At 41.1% G+C, this 19,356-nt stretch carries 21 protein-coding genes; 6 read left to right on the forward strand and 15 right to left on the reverse strand.

The window, feature by feature from the left end; genetic code table 11:
* Positions 1–9: 9 nt before the first annotated feature.
* Positions 10–258, reverse strand: a complete 249-nt coding sequence (locus PGX00_RS06685) for a YkgJ family cysteine cluster protein (RefSeq protein ID WP_272133860.1) — start codon at positions 256–258, stop codon at positions 10–12.
* Positions 259–392: 134 nt separating this feature from the next.
* Here PGX00_RS06685 and PGX00_RS06690 point away from each other — a divergent pair, with 134 nt between their 5' ends.
* Positions 393–857 (forward strand): YcgN family cysteine cluster protein, encoded by a 465-nt coding sequence (locus PGX00_RS06690; RefSeq protein ID WP_272133861.1) that lies wholly within the window; start codon positions 393–395, stop codon positions 855–857.
* Positions 858–877: 20 nt separating this feature from the next.
* On the opposite strand, the gene PGX00_RS06695 is transcribed toward PGX00_RS06690, so the two are convergent.
* Positions 878–1,084 (reverse strand): hypothetical protein, encoded by a 207-nt coding sequence (locus PGX00_RS06695; protein WP_272133862.1) that lies wholly within the window; start codon positions 1,082–1,084, stop codon positions 878–880.
* Positions 1,085–1,678: 594 nt separating this feature from the next.
* Between PGX00_RS06695 and PGX00_RS06700 the strand changes: the two genes are divergently transcribed.
* The 3 genes from PGX00_RS06700 to PGX00_RS06710 all read left to right on the forward strand — a co-directional run bounded on the left by PGX00_RS06700 (position 1,679) and on the right by PGX00_RS06710 (position 3,076).
* A complete protein-coding gene (locus PGX00_RS06700; protein WP_272133863.1) occupies positions 1,679–1,885 on the forward strand; it encodes a hypothetical protein in 207 nt (68 codons plus the stop codon).
* Positions 1,882–2,205: a hypothetical protein gene (locus tag PGX00_RS06705; RefSeq protein WP_272133865.1), complete on the forward strand. Its 324-nt coding sequence runs from the start codon at positions 1,882–1,884 to the stop codon at positions 2,203–2,205. Before PGX00_RS06700 ends, PGX00_RS06705 begins: the two co-directional genes overlap by 4 nt.
* A gap of 106 nt (positions 2,206–2,311) precedes the next feature.
* A complete protein-coding gene (locus tag PGX00_RS06710) occupies positions 2,312–3,076 on the forward strand; it encodes a DUF3307 domain-containing protein (RefSeq protein ID WP_272133866.1) in 765 nt (254 codons plus the stop codon).
* A 464-nt stretch (positions 3,077–3,540) separates the two neighbouring features.
* Here the strand turns inward: PGX00_RS06710 and PGX00_RS06715 are convergent, their stop codons facing one another.
* From PGX00_RS06715 to gap, 12 genes are all read right to left on the reverse strand, one after another.
* A complete protein-coding gene (locus PGX00_RS06715; RefSeq protein ID WP_272133868.1) occupies positions 3,541–4,350 on the reverse strand; it encodes an ABC transporter ATP-binding protein in 810 nt (269 codons plus the stop codon).
* Positions 4,347–5,225, reverse strand: a complete 879-nt coding sequence (locus PGX00_RS06720) for an ABC transporter ATP-binding protein (RefSeq protein ID WP_272133869.1) — start codon at positions 5,223–5,225, stop codon at positions 4,347–4,349. Before PGX00_RS06720 ends, PGX00_RS06715 begins: the two co-directional genes overlap by 4 nt.
* The gene (locus PGX00_RS06725; RefSeq protein WP_272133870.1) at positions 5,225–6,145 is read right to left on the reverse strand and encodes an ABC transporter permease; all 921 of its coding nucleotides are present in this window, start codon (positions 6,143–6,145) and stop codon (positions 5,225–5,227) included. Before PGX00_RS06725 ends, PGX00_RS06720 begins: the two co-directional genes overlap by 1 nt.
* A 19-nt stretch (positions 6,146–6,164) precedes the next feature.
* Positions 6,165–7,238, reverse strand: coding sequence for an ABC transporter permease (locus tag PGX00_RS06730; RefSeq protein WP_272133872.1), 1,074 nt, complete (start codon positions 7,236–7,238; stop codon positions 6,165–6,167).
* Positions 7,238–8,782 carry an ABC transporter substrate-binding protein gene (locus tag PGX00_RS06735; protein ID WP_272133874.1) on the reverse strand — a complete coding sequence of 515 codons (1,545 nt, stop codon included), beginning with the start codon at positions 8,780–8,782 and terminating at the stop codon, positions 7,238–7,240. Before PGX00_RS06735 ends, PGX00_RS06730 begins: the two co-directional genes overlap by 1 nt.
* Positions 8,783–9,018: 236 nt before the next feature.
* Positions 9,019–9,993, reverse strand: a complete 975-nt coding sequence (locus PGX00_RS06740) for a dipeptidase (RefSeq protein WP_272133876.1) — start codon at positions 9,991–9,993, stop codon at positions 9,019–9,021.
* A 498-nt stretch (positions 9,994–10,491) separates the two neighbouring features.
* Positions 10,492–11,697 (reverse strand): HD-GYP domain-containing protein, encoded by a 1,206-nt coding sequence (locus PGX00_RS06745; RefSeq protein WP_272133877.1) that lies wholly within the window; start codon positions 11,695–11,697, stop codon positions 10,492–10,494.
* 26 nt (positions 11,698–11,723) lie between these two features.
* The gene (locus PGX00_RS06750; RefSeq protein ID WP_272133879.1) at positions 11,724–13,604 is read right to left on the reverse strand and encodes a transporter substrate-binding domain-containing protein; all 1,881 of its coding nucleotides are present in this window, start codon (positions 13,602–13,604) and stop codon (positions 11,724–11,726) included.
* Positions 13,605–13,874: 270 nt separating this feature from the next.
* Positions 13,875–14,231, reverse strand: a complete 357-nt coding sequence (locus PGX00_RS06755) for a hypothetical protein (RefSeq protein ID WP_272133881.1) — start codon at positions 14,229–14,231, stop codon at positions 13,875–13,877.
* A 126-nt stretch (positions 14,232–14,357) separates the two neighbouring features.
* Positions 14,358–15,176 (reverse strand): 23S rRNA (guanine(745)-N(1))-methyltransferase, encoded by an 819-nt coding sequence (rlmA, locus tag PGX00_RS06760; protein ID WP_272133884.1) that lies wholly within the window; start codon positions 15,174–15,176, stop codon positions 14,358–14,360.
* A 118-nt stretch (positions 15,177–15,294) separates the two neighbouring features.
* Positions 15,295–16,176 (reverse strand): D-hexose-6-phosphate mutarotase, encoded by an 882-nt coding sequence (locus tag PGX00_RS06765; protein WP_272133887.1) that lies wholly within the window; start codon positions 16,174–16,176, stop codon positions 15,295–15,297.
* A 92-nt stretch (positions 16,177–16,268) separates the two neighbouring features.
* Entirely contained in the window at positions 16,269–17,264 is a 996-nt protein-coding gene (gene gap, locus PGX00_RS06770; protein ID WP_272133889.1) for a type I glyceraldehyde-3-phosphate dehydrogenase, read from the reverse strand.
* Between the two features lie 338 nt (positions 17,265–17,602).
* Here gap and msrB point away from each other — a divergent pair, with 338 nt between their 5' ends.
* Entirely contained in the window at positions 17,603–18,013 is a 411-nt protein-coding gene (gene msrB, locus PGX00_RS06775; RefSeq protein WP_272133892.1) for a peptide-methionine (R)-S-oxide reductase MsrB, read from the forward strand.
* Between the two features lie 56 nt (positions 18,014–18,069).
* On the opposite strand, the gene PGX00_RS06780 is transcribed toward msrB, so the two are convergent.
* Positions 18,070–18,897 carry a DUF2989 domain-containing protein gene (locus PGX00_RS06780; protein WP_272133895.1) on the reverse strand — a complete coding sequence of 276 codons (828 nt, stop codon included), beginning with the start codon at positions 18,895–18,897 and terminating at the stop codon, positions 18,070–18,072.
* A gap of 109 nt (positions 18,898–19,006) precedes the next feature.
* On the opposite strand from PGX00_RS06780, the gene PGX00_RS06785 reads away from it, so the two are divergent.
* On the forward strand, positions 19,007–19,288 hold the full coding sequence (locus PGX00_RS06785) for a YeaC family protein (RefSeq protein ID WP_272133898.1): 282 nt from the start codon (positions 19,007–19,009) through the stop codon (positions 19,286–19,288).
* Positions 19,289–19,356 lie beyond the last annotated feature (68 nt).

Consider the following 19,356-nt stretch of genomic DNA (forward strand, 5'->3'; position numbering starts at 1 on the left):
AAATAGCGTTTAAGTGATGCGTTCTAATTCTTGTATATTCTCAAGTGCTTTTTGGGGCGAATCACCGCATATAGAATTGCAAGCTTTGAAGTTGTGGCAGACGTCTGGTCGTTCCGGTTTACCAAACAGCTTACATAGGTTGTTTTCATCTAATTGAATGCAACGAACATCTGCAGGCTTACCGTTTTCCATTCCCGGTATAGACGAAGAAATACTCGGAGCAATACAACATGCACCGCAACCTAATCGACATTCCATAATAAGCCTTAAAAACGTAAAAAGGGTCGCGATAGTAACAAAAGTCACCTATATGTTCAGCAACTAATTTCTTGCACTTTGGAATGTAGGGAGGTATAAGTCTGACCCAAATAGAAATTAAGTAGACTTTAACGATGAACCCATTTTGGCAAGAAAAACCTCTAGAAGATATGACAGAAGAAGAATGGGAATCTCTCTGTGATGGATGTGGAAAGTGCTGTTTACATAAATTAATGGATGAAGATTCGGATGAAGTTTACTACACCAATGTCGCTTGTAGTTGGCTCAATAGCAAAACATGCAGTTGCAAAGATTATCCCAATCGTTTCAAATCCGGAGAAGAGTGCCTAAAATTGAGCCGAGATAAAATCTCTGAGTTTAATTGGCTACCAGAAACGTGCTCTTATAGACTGCTTTCTGAAGGTAAGCCACTACCCAAATGGCACCCATTGGTTACCGGTTCTAAGTCGGCTATGCATGCGGAAGGTGAGAGCGTACGTGGAAAAGTCGTGTATGAGATTGAAGTCGTAAACTGGGAAGACCACATCCTAAATCACCCAAATAGAGATGCAGTGGAAATCAGCCCAGACAAGGGTTAGCTAGACTTATCAAGTAGTTACTAAATACTGTCTTTATCAATATTCGTCACTATCCCATTAGCGTAAATACAGTGTAATTTATCTAGCGCAATACATGTTTTTAAAGATAATACGCTCTGTATTTTTAGTTTAGCGAGTGCATAAGCTAATTCGTATTGCTGTGATTTCCCTAGCTCTAATTCGATGAGGTTCGGCGACATTGCACCCCAAAGACTAAAGCCTTTCATTTGAATTTCACAAAAGAAAGCTTTTCTTTGATTAAAAGCTGTTTTAGCTTCGCCCGACTTACCTCCCGATTAAATAAAACCTTTCCTTGTGGGCTAACTTTGCATACTTTGAAAACATTTTTTGCCAGATCAATGACGATAATATTATATTTATTCATTATATGGACTCTTGTTGGGTTTTGGTCAACTTAAACGTAACTCTCCGAGGAGAGGGAGTCCATACATCTTAGTAGCAGACTGCGAGGAAGGCACTTAGTAGCAAGATGTAAGATAGGACCTCCTAGTAGTACCATATTAAAAAGGAACCTCTAGTGGTACCGTGCGAGGAAGGATCCTTTAGTAGCATCATGAAGGAAGTAACTCCTAGTCGTGTAATTGGAATAGGAGCTACTAACGGTGCCGTGTAAATAAGAACTATATATGCTTCGTTGACCATAGGAACCCTAAGAGGTACCATTACCCAAAAGGAACTTTCATTAGTACCTTACTCGAAAGCTCTTAGTAACAGTATATCTTTAAGAGATTCGTAATAATAACGTTAGGGTAGCCATCACCATACATAGGTGAAAGCTAAAAAGTAGAGTAGGTTGACGTATGTCAGGACAAATTGTTAGTGTAGTTACTGGTGATATAGTGGATTCTCAGAAGATAGCGCCAGAGAACTACCAGAAAATGCTTGCTATTTTAGAGAGCACTTTAGTTGAGTTGACCAAACAAACAGATGCTCGGTTCGATATGTATAGGGGGGATGCCTTCCAAATAGTATTTTTAAACCTGCTGACGCAGTACTATCAGCGTTGAAGATACGTCTCGCACTTAAAACGTCTGAATTACAAATAGATGCAAGGCAGTGTATCGGTGTTGGTGAAGCTATGTACCTTGGTAAGGATACCAAAACTTCTACAGGGGAAGCGTTTGTACTTTCTGGAACTGGATTAGATAAATTAAAAAGCAACCACCTGTCGGTGCAATCAAATAGCCTAGTGTTACAAGATAAAGTTGAACTGTTGACTAGGTTTGTAGACGCACATATAAGTGGACTAACAAAGATACAAACAGAAGCCTTACTGTCCTATTTTGTTTCACAAAAAAATCGCACAAAGACGTTGCTGATGCTCTAGGGAAAGAACGCAGAAACACGACTAAGCTACTTAACGCCAGCCACTACCAGCTAGTAGAAGAATACATACGGCACTTTGAAAAATGTGTGAAAGAGGAGTATCAGTAATGTCAGACATAACCCTCCTTATGTTTTTAATACTAGGGCATGTTGCATGTGACTTTTATTTTCAGCCAGACTCATGGGTAAAGAAGAAAAACGAACATCATCACAAATCAATAGAACTTTTATTACACTCTGCATTGCATGGAATTGTGGCCGCCTCCATTTTCTATGTACTAAATAGTAACAGTACAGTGTTAAATGCCATGTATGTGGTAGTAGCAGTATCAGTGATACACTACGCAACAGATCTAATAAAATCTTATAGCCAGAAGTGGCAGTTAATCTACTTCCTCGTTGATCAGTTGGTACATATTGGAGTGTTAATAGCTGTTTGGTTGGTAGTAACGGGACAAGTTGAAAGCTTTAAAGAGCAATGGACAATAGATAACCTTTCACACAAGCATGCGTTGTATATCCTGGCTTATATAGCAATCTTTAAACCAGCATCTGTTTTAATCTCTATGATCTTAAAACCATGGACGAGAGATTTAAAACCCGAAGACGACACCGACACCCTTAAATCAGCAGGGCAACAAATAGGGTATTTCGAACGGTTCCTTATGCTCACTTTTATACTATTGAGCCAGTATTCCGTAATTGGTTTTCTACTAGCAGCAAAGTCTGTCTTTAGGTTCGGAGACCTGACAGCAGCTCAAGATAAGAAATTAACGGAATACGTAATGTTAGGCACGTTAGCCAGTGTCACAGTGACGATATCAATAGGTCTATTCGTTATTTATACAGTTGGTAAGGTTACTATAAATTAAGTATTCTTCCTTTAGTCGTTCACCTAATCTATCCGCTTATGAATCAGTGTATCTAATAGATTAAAGTGTATGTCCCTTTAGCTATTTCTTTAGCTCATTAAGCAATTAGCCGATACCGCAGCAAGTCACTCTAACCCATACACCTGGAGTGATCCAGCTGGTGCAGGCATCACCGCCAAATCAGTCAGGTGATTTCACGGGGCATGGTGGTGACAGCGAAGCATTGAAAGCTAGATTAGACCCAATCAACAAAACATAGACCTCTAAACACTCACACAATCGGCTGCGTTTTCTTTTGTCCAACATCTAAATAGTACCTAGAGCTCTACTGTGAGAAGCAGCGCGAAGATATAGCCACGGAATAACATAATCAAGTGACGGAATCCGCACTCCTCTACACCCGCCTGCAACGTTTTTAGAGTTGATTCACCAGAGATCAATTAATTGACGGTACTCTCACTCCATCAGTCATGATCAATAAAGCGCGATATCACTTCACGGTCATAACCCTTTGATGCTAGATTTAGCTGAACGGTATAAGGATGTTGCGCCTGAGTTTCTCCATATTGATCGACCTCAAGCAACTCAAGCAGTTTTCCATGCTGCATCACCGCAACTTGTTCGCACATATATGACACCACAGCGAGATCATGGCTGACCAGAACGTAGGTCAGTGATAGTTCATCGCGGAGCCTGTTAAGCAAATTTAAAATTTCTGCTTGAATAGAGACATCGAGTGCGGAAGTCGGCTCATCAAGCAACAAAATTTCGGGCTCTAGAATTAACGCCCGAGCTATGGCGACACGCTGACGCTGTCCACCGGATAACTGGTGAGGATATCGAAACCGAAACTTACTTGGAAGAGATACCTGATCCATAACCCGGGTAATGCGCTGCTCAGTATCCTTTAACCCGTGAATGGCTAACGGCTCTGCCAGTATTTTATCAATAGTGTGTCTAGGGTGCAGGGATGCATACGGATCCTGAAAAACCATCTGTACCTTTTTATAGAAAATTTTGTTGCGTTGATTATTTAAGACCTGACCATCAAGAAACATCTCTCCGCCACAATGCTGGTTTAATCCGGCCAGCGCTCGTAAAATCGTTGATTTACCCGACCCAGATTCACCGACTAGACCAAAAGATCGCTGTGCAGGTACACTAAATGAGACTTGATTCACCGCTTTGACTAGGTCATCTCCGCTGCCAAAGTGAATCGATAAATTTTTAAGCTCTATTGCCGGTGTGATCTGAGTTTGCTGTTCCATCATCATACCAATTCACCTCGTGAGCCCAACGTCGCATTTAGCCAGCTATCCTGACGTTGTAACGTGGATAACGGTTGTCCTTTAACCACATTACTAGGTAAACAAGAGAGTAGCCCCTTTGTATACGGATGCTGCGCCTGCTCAAGCTTACTAGCCTCAATTTCCTCTACAATCCGTCCAGCGTACATCACCAGAATTCTGTCACAGAAACTAGCTACTAAGGGTAAATCGTGTGAAATAAGAATAAGCCCCATTCCCCGTTCTTTAACTAAATCATCCATTATCGCCAGTACCTGTAACTGGACTGTCACATCAAGGGCAGATGTCGGTTCATCGGCGATCAGTAAATCCGGATTTGAAAGTAGCATCATAGCAATCATAATACGTTGTCCCATCCCACCTGATACTTCATGCGGATAGGCTTTAAATACTCTTTGAGGATTTCTAATACGAACCGCTTCCAGCATATCAATACAACGTTTATAAGATTGTTTTTTAGAAAGTTTCATTTGAATCTGGCATGCCTCAACCATCTGCTTGCCTATGGTCATGACCGGATTCAGTGAATACTTGGGGTCCTGCATCACCATAGAAATGCGCTTTCCGCGGATCTCCCGATAGGCGCGAGTTGACAGGTTCTGCAGATTCAAACCGTCAAAGCGCAATTTGTCAGCACTGACATTTCCTTGGCTCAGTCCTAATAGTGCTCGCCCGGCCTGTGACTTACCGGAGCCTGACTCACCGACAATCGCGACTTTTTCGCGTCCCATATTAAATGAAATATTGCGAACAGCATGCACTGCACCATAAACAGAAGGAAATTCTACGTTGAGGTTTTCAACTTCTAGCAGATTGCCGTAAAGCTTGTTTAAATGACTCATCAATGTTGTCCTCCTGATTTTGGATCCAATACGTCTCTAAGCCCATCCCCCAGAAGATTAAAACCTAGTGCGACTATAAAAATAGCTAGTCCTGGAAAGGTTGCTAACCACCAGTAGTTCAAAATGTAGTCGCGCCCCTCGGCTATCATTGCCCCCCACTCAGGCATAGGCGGTTGTGCCCCCAGTCCCAGAAATCCTAAGCCAGCAGCGGTAAGAATAATACCGGCCATATCTAAGGTAACCCTAACAACCAAGGATGAAAGACATAGAGGCATAACATGCCCTGAGATAAGTCGCCAGTGCCCAGCTCCCTGTAATCTGGCTGCTGCTATGTAATCTGTATTACGGATTGTAAGTGTCTCTGCTCTAGCAAGGCGTGCATAGGCAGGCCATGAAGTAATCGCGATAGCAAATATGGCCGATTCTAGTCCGCGTCCCATCGCCGCCGCTAGAGAAAGTGCCAACACTAACTTTGGAAATGCAAGAAAAACATCGGTAATTCTCATCAATAGCACATCTATCCAACCACCGAAATAACCGGATACGGTCCCTATAACAAAACCCAAAATAGGCGCGGTGAAAATAACTATGCCGACAATAAGTAAAGTAATGCGGCTACCAATGATGATACGGCTAAAGACATCGTTAGCCTGACCGTCTGTACCAAACCAGTGCTCCATTGAGGGCGGCTGAAAACGGTTATTTTTAAGCTCTTGCCCTGTCAAGCCACTGGTTATCCCCTCTGGCGCGAGGTACGGAGCAAGTAGCGCTAGCAAGACTAACGCTATAACAATTACAAACCCTATCATTGCCAGCGGATTATGAAAGAAACGTAGCCAACCTACATAGCTGCGACCAAGCGCAGCCTGTGCTCTTGAGTCAGGAGTATCGGCTAATAACCATCCCTTTAAATCTGTCATATTAAAAACCCTTATATGTCTATCTGGCTCTTGGATCGAGAACTTTGTATAGAAGATCCGAGGTTAAGTTCAATAGAATAAATACCAGACCGACAACAATGGTTCCGCCAAGTACCGCGTTCATATCTGCAGCAAGCAGACTATCGGTGATATAACGACCTAGTCCAGGCCAGGAAAATACAATCTCTGTCAGGACAGAACCTTCCAATAAGGTTGCATAGGTAAGTGCGATAACTGTTATCAGTGGAACCAACGCATTTCCTAATGCGTGTTTCCAGATGATTGTCCGTTCAGATACCCCTTTTACCCTCGCAGTAATTATGTATTCTTGTTTGAGTTGCTCGAGCATAAATGAACGTGTCATACGGCTTAAGTATGCAATGCTGTAGTATGAAAGTAGAGATGCGGGCAAGATGATGTGTGAGAAAGCGTCCTTAAATGCGCCCCAGTCTTTAGCTAATATCGTATCAATCAGAACCATATTGGTCACTTTAGGCAGAGTATATTCATACATGACACTCAACCTGCCTTCAGGCGCCGAAACCCAGTCTAGATGCTGATAAAAAATCACAATACCTATCATTGCTAGCCAGAATATAGGAGCGCTATGACCGATCAGCCCGAATACTCGGGCCAAATTATCCGGCCACTTATTTTGATTTACAGCAGCAAATACACCAATAGGAACGCCAAACAACACCCCAAATAATGTGGCTAGCGTTGCTAATTCCAGAGTAGCCGGAAAATAGTTGAGAATGTCGTCAACCACCGAATTAGCTGTCCGTACCGAAGTGCCTAAATCCCCTTGAATCACACCATGAAGATAATAGATAAATTGAACCGGTATCGGTTTATCCAGACCCATTTCCAAGTAAGTTTTTTGGTAGAGCTCTTCAGGCGCTTTATCACCGATTACTGCAATAACTGGGTCGGTTGGCATCATACGACCGATAACAAAAGTAAGAACCAAAAGGCCCAGAACTGTTATTGCTAGCATACCGACAAAGTGAATAAACGGTTTTGCCTTCTTTGCTAAGGACGTGGGAGAAAAAGAGACGGTAGAAACACCGTCCCTGGTTACAGACTTCTCCATTATTTCTTCACAACGTCTTTGTATGAGTTGTTATCAAAGGATGGGCCAAGTATAAATCCTTCAACATCATCACGAACTCCAGCAACTTCCTGTTCTTGCATAATGAAAGCAAAAGGTGCTTGTTTCTGGTGTTCTTTCTGAATTTTCAGATACATGCTGGCACGCTTCGCAGCATCCGATTCAAGTACCGCAGATAATGTCTCTTTTGTCATTTCCTTTGGAGCGTATGCATTACGCCATGCAACAGGCTTAGATTTTGCGTCATCACTATTATCTAAGTTCTTAGCAAAAGTATCGGCGTTTGTGTGCGGGTCCTGATAATCTGGTCCCCATGCACCGAAAAACAGTTGATGCTTACGTGCACGATAGACGGTTAATACCTGCTTTCCATCCATAGGAATCAACTTAACATTGATGCCTGCTTTCGCAAAAGTTGTCTGGAAAGATTTTGCTGTATCAATACGAATCGGTGCATTTCGTACAATCAATTCGATATCAAAACCATCCGGATAACCTGCTTTTGCTAATAGCTTTTTCGCTTTTTCTACATCAAGAGAAAAAGGTTGGTCTTCAAGAGCACCAAGGAAGCCTTTAGGAAGGAAAGCTTGCTGAACTTGCCCACGACCTGCCCATACTGTTTCTTCTAAACCTTTATAATCGATCAGATATTTAAGCGCTTCCTGTACTTCTGGTTTAGCCAGAATCGGGTCTTTAAGGTTCATTGATAAGTAGTAAAGCGCACCCTTGCCTTTTTTCAGCAGGTCGATATGGTCGTTACTACTAACACTTTTTAACTGCTCTGTTTCCAAGTTACGGGCAATATCAATATCCCCTTTTTCCAGCAGAAGTTGTTGTACTGATGATTCTCCGATGTGTCGAATAAAGACATTTTTCATCTTTGGTGCGCCATCCCAGTAATCCTTGTTAGCACTTAAAACAACAATTTCAGACGGTTTCCACTGTTCGATTTTAAATGGACCAGAACCTGCGTAATGTGTACGTAGCCAAGCAAAGCCCAAGTCACCGTCTACTTCATGCTTCAACACTTCTTCCTTGTCAACAACAGAAGCAATGGTTGATGAGAGGCAGTACAGAACAAATGTTGGTGCGTACGCTTTATCTGTTTCAATGGTCAGTGTATCTAAATCAACTGCTTTGATTTTGTCTTTCACATTTTCAGCTGTGAAGCCAAATTGAGTTAAGATAAAAGCTGGAGACTTATCCAGGATAATGGCGCGTTGAAGTGAAAACGCCGCATCTTCGGCTGTCATCTCACCACCTGATGCAAACTTAATTCCCTTACGCATTTTAAAGGTAAAGACCTTGCCGTCATCACTGACTTCCCAGCTTTCAGCAGCAACACCGAAGATATTAGAGACATCGTTAGGATCATAGCCAATCAGACGGTCATAGCTATTCCCCACAATTTCAGCTCCCGAGAATTCAAAAACTTCGGCTGTGTCTAAAGTGATAATGTCATCAAACTGCCAGCCGACGACTAGTGAGTCTTTGGGAGTGCTAGCTGATGCTGTACCTGCTGTCATCGCTAATGCTAGACATGTTATTCCTGTTAACCGACGTATCCTATTTAAAAATAATTTCATTTTCCCTCCGGAAATATTCTATCCATGTTATTTTTGGCTATTGTTGTGCCATGAAATTTACTTCTACCTCTAAATTACTGTGTATTGTTAGTTCCTTACCTATACCCAGCGTTTAGTTCTTTATATTTATTCTGTACTTATGAAACTGAATAATGATGGAAGAGATCCGAGTCAGCTCAATCCCATATTTTTCTGGCTAGTGAGCGCATATTGTTACCAAAAATGGCTTCTATATCGGTCTGCGTATAGCCTCGTGTTTCAAGCAAGCCAGCGATTTCAAGAAAGTGTTCTGGGGGAGCATATAAAAGGTTCAGATAACCATCACTCTCATTGTCATAACCATGTCCTTTTGGCCACCAGTAACCGAGATCTAGTCCACTTGGTCCGGTATCTAATTGAGGATCGTAGACATAATCTAACCCTAAACCTACATGCTGAGGGCCAAGTAGCTGAACCAGGTAATCTATCGCTTCAACCATGCTTTGTGCACTGGCCTGAGGGCAGTTTAAAAACCTAGCGACTCCATTAATACAGACAACACCACCAGTTGCCGCACAGGCATGAAGCTGTTCGTCCGTATAGTTACGTCCATGCTCCGTCAGTGCTTTTGGATTACCGTGACTAATAATGACGGGTTTTGTGGAGTACTCAAAAATATCCATACTAGTGCGATACCCGGAATGAGATACGTCCATAAATAACTTGTTGGCGTTTATGGCATCTACAATTGTTCGACCCTTCGAGCTTAAACCAGGGTCGTCATCGTGACAGCCTCCGGCTAGAGAGTTGCTGCGGTTGTAGGCTAAATGTATCTGCCTTACTCCAAGCTGAGCGAACAGTCCCACCATCGCAGGGCTTTCACACAAAGGTATCCCGCCTTCTAGATCAAAAGAGATGGCCAGCTTTCCTTCACGCTGCGCGCGTTCCACATCAGAAAAATTATTTACTTGAATCAGAAAATCGAGTTCGTTGATACGTTTTCTAAAACCCGCGATAATCTGAATAATCTCTTCCAGCGGATTAAAATCCATGCCTATATTGATAGAAATATAATATGCGCCACAGTCAATATGTCGCTTTAATGATGCTAGATCGTACTCTGGGAAAAGAGGTACGCATGTATGTGCATCCCAAACGGGGGTTTTAGCCAAAGTTTGCTCCTGTGTCCTTCTTATGTATTATCATTTAATTGCTTAAATCAAAGGCTTGCATTCTCTCAGCTTATAATTGAATGCAATTCAAGTGCCAAGTAGAAAGCCCCGTAGAATAAGGGTTCACTAGATTTAATTGCACTGTGTAAAGACTTTAGGGTCATCTGGCGCACCAGATTAGAACATATATTCTATTTTTCTATTCAAACGGGCGAGGGACGTTACTACGAAATTTTAATTAGGGCAGGTCGTGATTTGCGAGAAGATCTTCTCGCTGAAGCAGGCGTATCCGTCAGCTATGAAACAAGCCGGTATTGGTGTAATAAATTTGGGCGGATTGAGTTTTTCTCGGTGGTTTCGTTTTCACTTGGCAAAGGCACCGTTTGCTGTTCGCATTTTACAAAAGTAGGCGAACGGGTGCCTTTACTAAATGGCCTAATATTATCGCCAGTTAAAAGATATTCTTCAAACAAATTTCTGCCAAGAAATAGGGTGAGTTTAAGCATCCCGAATAAGAAATTGCTCAATATCTACATCTTCAACCTGTGATTCAAGAAGGTATTGTTTCGCGTAATTCAAGTGAGTATTACTGCTTAAAAACAAGTTGAACACTTTCTTATCAATGTGATCATTTTCTGCCATGTTTTTCATGATACTTAATGCGGAAGATAAAGACTTAGCTTTTTTATAGGGCCTATCATCGGCTGTAAGTGCTTCAAAAATATCCGCGATAACTAATATTCTTTCGCCGATAGTTAAGTCCTTATCAGATAAACCTCGCGGATAACCAGTTCCTTTCAGGGTTTCATGGTGTGTTGACGCAAACCGCGGCACATTGGCTAACTCAGGAGGGAAAGGGAGTCCTTCTAGTATCTTTATAGTACTGACGGTATGCTCATTTATACGATATCTTTCTTCTTTGTTTAAGGTGCCTCTTCTAATGGAGAGGTTATAGAGCTCACCTTGATTATTTTGCAACTCTGGTGGCTGCAGCGTTATATTAAACTTAGCGTCGTAATTCGGTATTCTTTCCCAACTAATTTTGTGTTCAGGTTTATCATCAATCAACTTTTCAGTGACAGGTAGCACCGCATCAATTGTGGTTAACCGTCTTTCCTCAATAGGTGATAGCCCTACTCTAGCGTCAAAGTGCCTAACCCAAGTGACTTGTGCAATTTGATGTAACCTATCTATTTCGTCTTGATGCATTTCTTCACCACCAATATTGCATTTGGCAACGAACATAAAATCTTCTGCAAGTGATTTTTGTCGTTGTTTTAACTGGGTAACCAATTCCTCTATATTCGATGGTTGTTCGATTAGGTTTTGGTAGTACTCTAATTCGATATCTCTCCAAATAATTTCAAATCGTGTCCTAATCTCGTGAATACGGTTATAACTCGTTTCGAGCTTGCTGCCTTTATCTACGACATGCTCTGGCGTGGTGATTTTACCGCAGTCGTGTAACCAAGCAGCAAGTTTAAATTCTCGCTGTCGGTCTTGATCTTCAATAGTGAAGTCTTTGAAGTATGGTGATGTATCTTTGCTCGCTATATTAGCAAGCATTAATCCCAATTCGGGTACGCGATGACAATGTCCGCCTGTGTAAGGAGATTTATCATCGATAGCTTCAGCGATGAGTTCGACAAAAGAGTCCATTAGCTTTTGTTGTTGCGCTGCATGTTTAGCGATTGCTTTTGACATCTTAACTAATGAAGAAGAAAGGTCGTCTATTTCACGAATAGAGGACCGATGCCTTTTACCGAATTATATTTTCGGAGCATGATTTTTTCATTTTCTAGTGCGAGTTCGCGGATCGGTCGCACAATAGGATTAGCGAGAACCCAACATAATGGTACGAGAAGTAGAACGATGAAAGTTGTGATTGCAGTAGAAATATAAACGTCTTTTTTACTATCAGCTAACACGTCATCTGCATTGAGTACAATTGCAAAATATTGCTCTATTACGCCTGATAGAGGGGCGACAAAAAGCATTTTTTCTTTGCCATTTATTTCTCGCTCTTGCAATGTCCCGTAAATTAATGGGTCTTTTGAAGAGGTAATTAATTCAGTGTATGGGACAACGGTGGAGTGTGTTTTTGCTAAGCCAGAAAGATTATTAATCCACTTATTTTCCAAATACGCTTTATCGTCACCACTGAAATTTCGTAACGCTCGATTCATTAATGCGTGTAACTGACTATGTTTAGGGTGAAACAAGTACCTTAAATTACTATCAAATTGCACTGACTGGATATTAATGTCGTCTGTGATTTTTATCCCCGACAAATGGTAGATGCCTTGGCTATATCGTAAGGTAATATTGGTCTCTAAAGCTGCATAGACGTCACGTTTAAGTACGGCACTCAGTGCGTCTGAAACGGAAGATACTTCTAAAATGGTAATATTCGGGTAGCTCTTACGGAGTTCTGGAATGATCGACCACCCTTTTGGTATCGCAACGCTCTTGTATTCTAAATCGCTCATGCTACTAATCGTGGGAGTATCGTTCAGTGTGGCTATAGACATTTTCATATCCACAATGGGGTCTGAAAAAAGTCCCCAATCGCTGTTTGTACCTGTCCTGTATATGGGTGTCAGTATTTCAATATCGCCTGAGTGAAAATAATCAACTAAAGTGCCCCAAGAAACACCATTTACATATTCGATATCGAGTCCAAGGCTATGTGCGAGCATTTCTGTTTGCTCAACAATATAGCCTCTAGGTTTGCCGGCTATTGAATAATCAAGTGGTGCCCAGTCAGTTTCATTCGAAACTCTAATCGCAGGTAAATCTTCAATATACTTCTGTTCTTGTTCAGATAACGGTGTGGGAAGAATTATCCTATTTTTGTCGATTGAGCTGTTTATATTAGAAGCAGTAATGACACCTATTGAATCAAAAAGGTACACCTCGCTCTTACCAATAGATTTGTCTTGGTTCACTTGATTAGAAAGGAAACCGGACATCGTTGATAACGCGATATCGATCGCGACTACGTGTTTGGTTCCATCAATTTTCATTGAATAGGTTTGCCCTGGAGACTGCAAGTGTTGGAAGAGGTATGGCTTACTCTTTGTGGCTTTAATTGAACTCGCATTCTGAAACCAGGGTCTAACCGATGCGTCATATTCGCTAAAAACGGCTACTTCTCGGTTAGCTTCCCATTTTTCGTTTAGAAAAATAGTACGTTTTGAACGTTGTTGGTCGGATCCTTCAATAATCACTTTTGCATATCGGTCGGTAAGCGATGCTCCCAAATTTTGTCGAATTAACGGGCTAGCTTCTAAGTTAATAACTTCGTAAAAATCTCCGTTGTCTAAACCTATGTAAGCGGCATAAAATTCGTTGTTATTGCTAAGTAAATTGAAAAATAAGCTATCAACGGACGTGGTGATTATTTTCCCGTTTTGGGTCAATGAAGCATTATGAGCTAATATCTCTACGGAATGAGAGGCCTTAAAATTGAGCTCGGTGACATTTTCTTGAGTGTTTCGCGCGAAACTAGTCGCGTAAGCCGTCACTGCGTCTTTCGCCATGTGTGAAGAAAATATGTATTGTAATGAGATTGCTGTCGTTGCTGTTATGAGTGTTCCGAATACGAACACAAAAACAACAGTAACTCTTATAGAGATACTTTTTTTATAAAACCTAGCATGTCTGACCTAGCAAAATATGGCACGTTAGTGCTTATGAAAACAGTGACTTAATGTACTGTATTGTTGTTAACTAAAAGTGTAGGGCATGTATGGAGAAATGGGAAAGTTATCAATGATAAAGATGTATTTTGTTGGAATTTGGCTGGGTCAGATCAATTTTTAGGCGTGGGTATGCGTAGCACAATGGATGTGCTCAACTCGACTCCCCTTAAATCAGTGTTAAAGCAATGCGAGTAAAATTGCCCCTGCAGATAGCGCACCCTTGAGGTACTGGCCAGCAGTGTAGCTCGTGTCTTCCGTTTCTTCGATTTTTTCTGGGTGATCTAAACCAAGCGCACCATGGGTAAAAGATTCAACGGTGGTAGGTTTACCAAGGCCAGCTTCTTTTGCTTCCTTATCAATTTGCTGTAGCGCAGACAATAATGCTTTGCCTTCATCAGAAAGAGATACTTTGTTTTGTTCCACTTTTAAAGGCGTGAACGACTCCTTTGCTTCAGATGGCAGAGATGGAGTATTCGTTGCTTTCACTTGAGTCGCGTGTAGTGAAGAAGCATTATTATTTCCAACTGGCGTCATAGGTGGCCTCAATGAAATCTGCTTGTATATTAGGTATCGACATAAGCGGCAAAAAGTTTAATATAACTTTGCCACTTTCTATATGTATAATGTTTAAGCAATAAATAGACCAATATGTAGAGTGTATTAATTTTTTCTATATATTCTTATCATGAAATCGGCTTCACATGTAAATATTGTTTCATTCTGCAACCGTTGTTTCATTGAGTCGGTTGCTTTCCATGCGAATGGTGTCATTTGCAGTAGGTCAAAGGAGTCAGAATTGTCTAAATTGAGTTGATAGCTTAGCTTTTCTTCATGCTCTAAGTTAAAGCCGTCGATGTTTTCAGGAGCCTCTTCATGTAAGCGTACCTCATCATAGATTAGAGCACGCAGTTGGTACAGGTGCCTTGCGGCAGGCGTTACCGTAACAACAACTCCGTTGTCGGCTATGCAACGATTCATTTCTTCAATATTACATGGCGCGTAAATACGTAAGATCAAGTTCAATGATTGGTCTACAAAAGGCAAGTTTTGACTTGAAGCAACGGAAAAGTGGCAAAGGGGGTACTTTTTTGCCGCATACCGAATAGCCACCTTGGAGATATCTAAACCATAAACATTTGTGCTATGGCCTGATTTCGTGATTTGAGATTCGAGTTCATTTGTATAATAACCCTCTCCACAGCCAATATCTAATATCTGATAATTTGTGTCGATTAGTTTTTCTTTGCAGATTTGTGTGATTTTTTGCTGCAACTTAGCGTAATGACCATTATTTAGGAAACGCCTTCTCGCCTGCATCATTTCGGAGTTGTCTCCGGGATTTTTAGATCGTTTTTTATTAGCAGGAATTAGGTTGACGTAACCTTCTTTGGCTATATCAAATTGGTGATTATTAGCGCACCGGTAAAACCGTTGTTCTAGATTCAGTTTTTCAGAGCAAAGTGGACATTGATAAAGCATGATTGACTTGAATTAAGGGGGATTTATGAATTGTAACGCTACTAGCAAGTTATTTCGAGCTTATCGATGATTAAACGAAAGTTCCCCCCAAAAGAGGGGGGACCAAGATACATAAAAATTACTTTACGCTCACTTCCGTTATTAGTTGGTAGCTTTCATCTGGTTGAAGTGTTTTGCCTGTTTCTAAACTGCTTGCATGATAAGTTGATTCGACACATAGCATTGTGTTGTAACCATCATCAGCCATATCACCCATCGATTTAGCCCCGTCTACCCACGGGTTCCAAATTACAGCTGAATTATCTCCCTTATTTTTTATCACGATAGTACGGCTGTTTTTGGGATCAGTAATTTCGATAGTATCTTCAGGTTGCGTATATACACGGTCAACGGTATCCGTTAACTGAAGTTGAGTGCTACCTTGACATACTTTACTGTCTTGAAGGCTGTCGGTATATTCTGGACCCATACCTGTAGTCACAGATTCGCGAATATCAGCAACATTAAAATAGGTATGAAGTGCACCAGAAAACTGCCACGCTTTATTGTCAGTATTGCTTACCTCGAGCGTGACTTTTAGTTTCTCAGATATTTCCACATATAGACGAGCTTGGAAAGTATAAGGCCAGATTGCCATTGTTTCTTGGCTCTCTTCAAGACCTAAACAAATGATAACCCCGTGCTCTGTTTCTCTGTGTTCAACTAAATGCCACAAACTTGTCCGGGCAAAGCCGTGCGCAGGAGCCGCAATTCTACCAAACCATGGCCAGCATACCGGTATGCCACCGCGAAATGCTTTGGCAGGATCGAACTCGGCTTTTTCGCTAAGCCAGATAACATCTGCTTGGTCAGTTGGCTTGAATGAAAGAACATGCCCGCCGTGTAGAGATATGTCAGCGGTCGCTTTAGGGTGAGCAACACGAATGATCTTAATCCCACCTTTTTCAACAACAGTAACATGATCGGCTAGAGGGCCGATAACAGGAAGATATTTTTCCATTTGGGGATTCCTTTCTTAGAATGATAGAAACAAAAAAGGCGACACAATGGCCGCCTTTTCTTATGCTTTCAAAGAAAGCCTTAAACTAATGCTTACTTAGAGATGTGAGCGATTAGGTCAAGAACTTTGTTTGAGTAACCGATTTCGTTATCGTACCAAGATACAACTTTAACGAATTTGTCAGTTAGAGCAACACCAGCAGCAGCATCAAATACTGAAGTTTGAACTTCACCGATGAAATCTTGAGAAACTACAGCGTCTTCAGTGTAACCTAGAACACCTTTAAGCTCGCCTTCAGATGCTTCTTTCATAGCAGCACAGATTGCTTCGTAAGATGCAGCAGTCTTAAGGTTAACAGTAAGGTCAACAACAGAAACGTTTGCAGTTGGTACGCGGAAAGCCATACCAGTTAGAAGGCCGTTTAGTTCTGGAAGAACAACGCCTACTGCTTTAGCAGCACCAGTTGAAGATGGGATGATGTTTTGAGAAGCACCACGGCCACCACGCCAGTCTTTAGCAGAAGGACCATCTACAGTTTTTTGAGTTGCTGTAGTAGCGTGAACTGTAGTCATAAGACCAGATTCGATACCGAACTTGTCGTTAAGAACTTTAGCAACAGGTGCTAGACAGTTAGTAGTACAAGAAGCGTTAGAAACGATATCTTGACCAGCGTAAGTGCTGTCATTTACGCCCATAACGAACATTGGAGTTGCGTCTTTAGAAGGACCAGTAAGAACAACTTTCTTAGCACCAGCAGTGATGTGTTTACGAGCAGTTTCGTCATTTAGGAAAAGACCAGTAGCTTCAGCAACAACGTCAACGTCGATTGCATCCCACTTAAGATCTTCAGGGTTGCGCTCAGCAGTTACACGTACTGTTTTACCATTTACAACAAGGTTGCCATCTTTAACTTCAACTGTACCGTTGAAACGACCGTGAGTTGAATCGTATTTTAACATGTAAGCCATGTACTCAACGTCGATAAGGTCGTTGATACCAACAACTTCGATGTCAGCGCGCTCTACAGATGCACGAAATACAAAACGACCGATACGGCCAAAACCATTAATACCTACTTTGATAGTCATTATTTGTTGCTCCACAACTTTTTTCTGATGAAATATAAACTGGTTGTAAAATTACAGAATACCGTAATTATCTGCAACAGATAATCGTTCTTATCTTGTTCAAAGTCAAAAAATAAATACCTTTTTTGAACTTAGTTTCATGAGCGACTACTTTTTGCTACCAATTTACAAAAATTTGTTACTTAGGATGCGATCATGAAGGTCTCGGAAAGTAATTGCAACCCCCTGAGCGGTAGTTCAAGTTAAAGTTTATGTGCTACAACGCAACAAAAAGGTAAGTTTTTGTTATAAAATCGATCAATAATGTTAAAAAACCAATAAAGGTCAAATGAATTGTTATGAAAAACAAAGTGGTAAAAACCGAACAAGAGTGGCGTAACTCATTGACAGAAGAAGAGTTTCAAGTGTGTAGACAGCGAGGTACAGAAGCACCGTTTTCTGGAGTCCTGTTGCATAATCGCGAAACAGGAGAATATTTTTGTACTTGTTGCAATAAACCGCTGTTTCACTCAGACAATAAGTATGACTCTGGTTGTGGTTGGCCGAGTTTTGACGCGTCAATAGACGATTCGGCCATCAGATATTTAGAAGATACGAGTCATGGTATGAAACGAGTGGAAATCCGCTGTGCCGATTGTGATAGCCATTTAGGTCATGTTTTTCCCGATGGTCCGAAAACAACGGGTGAAAGGTACTGTGTTAATTCAGTGTCGTTAACTTTCACCAGAAATACAAAAAACGCTGAATAAGCCAGTTTTTTTGTATTTTTATTTCAATTTAGAGTTTATATGGTCATTGATGGTATTTAAGAAGTGCTTTTCGGTACTTTGTTGATTAAAGATGTCTTGTAATTATTGTCTTCGATCGCGTCAATTATTTCTTCTGCGACCTCTTCTAGCTGCTCTTTTTTCTCTGAGGAGAAGTTATAGAGAACCGTAAGATCTCTTTCTGAAGCGACAGGTACTCCAAATTCTTTACTGACTATAACCCATACATAAGCACGTTCAGATCTTTTGAGTGCGTGATTTACGCTCGCTAATGCCTCTAGAATCTCTATGTTGAGCGTTTCCTCATCACTCAGTTTTAATGCGTTGTTTAATAGATTGACTGTTTTTTCTCTATCACGAGTGATGTAATAAGTGGCGAGTGCGTATTGCAGTTCTGCGGTATTGAGCTTACCGCTCTTTTCTAGTTGCAAAAACTTACGGATGGCACTTTGTTGACCTTGGGTCCATAAGAAATAGAGGGCTTCAGGAGAGTCATGTGTTGATAACTCAGCAAGTAAGCGTTTTTCTTCATCTATCGAGTGCAATAGAGCATTGAAACGTTTTTCTTTTTTATCTCCTGTTTTACTAGGCTCAATTTGCGCCGCTAATTGCAGACACTTATGGTAGGCTTTAACGAAGTGGAACTCTTGTATCATGTTGCTATCGGTAGGAGACTCTAGAGTTTCTTTACGGTGCCAAATCAAATCTGTTCTGTTTACACGACACTGACCATCATCCATGTTTAGTTGATCGCAGCGTAGGTCTGGATTTTTATCACACAGTTTATTCGTGTTTATTCTGCCTTCAAAGCAACCGAACAAAACTAGGCAAGAAGAAAGCAATACGATGTTATTTTTTGTTTTCATATTTAATGCTTGTGATCAATTACAACAATTCAGCCACTGACGATTGACTATCTATAAAGCGTAGCTAACTTGATGTGTTGTGCAAAGTCAAGAAAAGGAAATCATTGCTGTGAATACACAAGAATTGTTAGATGCTATTACGCCCGAAGCTTATGAAAGATTACAATATGCGGTTGAGACAGGTAAATGGCCAGAAGGTACATTGTTAAGTCAGGAGCAAAGAGATTCCTGCATGCAAGCGGTTATGTTATATCAAGCGAAATACAATACTAACCCAGAGCATATGTCTGTTGCTGCTGGTGGTGAAATAAAGCTCAAATCTAAAGCTGAATTTAAAAAAGATTTATCTTCAGGTGAGGAAGATATTGTTAGGGTTAACGTGAACGATTAATTTTTATAGTCATTTCTATGAGAAATCGTGTTATCCCCACGAAAGTGGGGATCTAATGCCAATTAAAT

The sequence above is a fragment of the Vibrio algarum genome (genome assembly GCF_028204155.1).
Taxonomy (GTDB): Bacteria; Pseudomonadota; Gammaproteobacteria; order Enterobacterales; family Vibrionaceae; genus Vibrio; species Vibrio algarum.